Origin of the sequence: Acholeplasma laidlawii, from assembly GCF_015709225.1 — a bacterium.
In the GTDB taxonomy this organism is placed as follows: Bacteria; Bacillota_I; Bacilli_A; order Acholeplasmatales; family Acholeplasmataceae; genus Acholeplasma; species Acholeplasma laidlawii_A.
In genome coordinates, this window is the sequence record NZ_JADNRS010000048.1 from 1 (window position 1) to 1490 (window position 1490).

Annotated in this window: 1 protein-coding gene; it reads right to left on the reverse strand. The window is 32.0% G+C overall.

Annotation, left to right across the window (positions count from 1 at the left end):
* Positions 1 to 1490 (reverse strand): InlB B-repeat-containing protein (locus IY230_RS04860; protein WP_196370293.1); only part of this gene is annotated, 1490 nt, incomplete at both ends.

Below are 1490 nucleotides of genomic sequence, written 5' to 3' on the forward strand. Positions count from 1 at the left end.
TGTTGCGGTAATGTGGTGGTAGTAGTAAGTTTGACTTCTCTTAATGTACTAGGGATATTAAAATTAACTGTATAATACCGCGTTGATGAACCACTACCTGTTACATAATACCAATAATTATAACTACTATAACTAGGAACACTTGTCATCCCTGAAGATTCCCAATAACCAAATATATACCCAAGATGATTTTGTGGTTTTTGGCTGCCTTCTATATATGTACTACTTGCTCCTGTAAATGGTAATGTGATACTTACCATTGGATTACCAGAAAATGCGTAATTCCCTATTGATGTTATACCTGAAGGAATAATAGCACTTACTATATTTGAATTTTGAAAAGCATATTGATATATTTCAGTAACTAATAACCTGCCGTGGCTTCCATCATTGGCATAAGAAGGTATAATTAATGAGTTATCGATTTTGTCATAGCCTGTAATTCTATAAGAATTGGTTCCAGATACATATTGGTATGTTATACCATTGCTTCCATACTCGAAATGTGCGTATAAAACAACATCACCATATGATCCTGAGGATATATTAGTAATTTTGTTGGTATAATTGTCGTTTAAGTACCAACCTAGAAAAGCATATCCGTCTTTAGTTGGATTCTGTAAAACTATGTTATTTTCTTCAATAGTATAATGAATAGGGTTATTTTCGTTATTTCCACCTTCATCTATTACATAAGTGATTGAATATATTATAGGTTTCCAATTACCATAGAGTGTATGAAGTTCAGTGTCGGTAACAATAGTGTTAGAAGTAATCTCAATTGTAAATTGCGAATCTAAATACCAGTTTACTGAATAACCTGGATAAGGATTATACAATTCACCATACGGCAAACCATATAGAACTTCGTCTGTTAGTAAGGTCGTATTTCCATTTTTATAAATGATAGTTACCGAAGGTTGCATTGTTTCTTGATCTCTCGTCCATTTAGCATAAATTTTTACATTTTGACCGTTTTCACCAAAATCAACAACAATTGTTTCTGATGTAACTTCTTGACTTAATGCGACATCAAAAAACCATCCATTAAAGAAATAATTTGGTAATGTAGGGGTTGGTAATTCTCCTACCATTTCATTAAATATTACTTGATGGTATTCATTAAGAGTGCTTGCATCATTAAATATTAATTCAAACTTATATGTCTCAATGATCCACTTAGCATATAAATTGACTGTATCTAGATTATTACCTAAGTCTGGAGTAATCTTAAAAGATTCACCAACTCCATTATCATATGCTTCAGATAAAGTCCACCCTTCAAATGTATATCCTTCTCTTGTTGGGCTTGGTAATGTTGTATTAAAGTTATAGTTTGTATCTATGACTACTGTTCCATCATTTACATCAAAAATAATGTTATATGTTTCTACTTGCCACTTAGCATACAATTGAACTGTCTTTCCGGTATTTCCATAATCCTTGAAATACGTACCACTTGGAGTTAATAAACCTGCATCGTCATACCA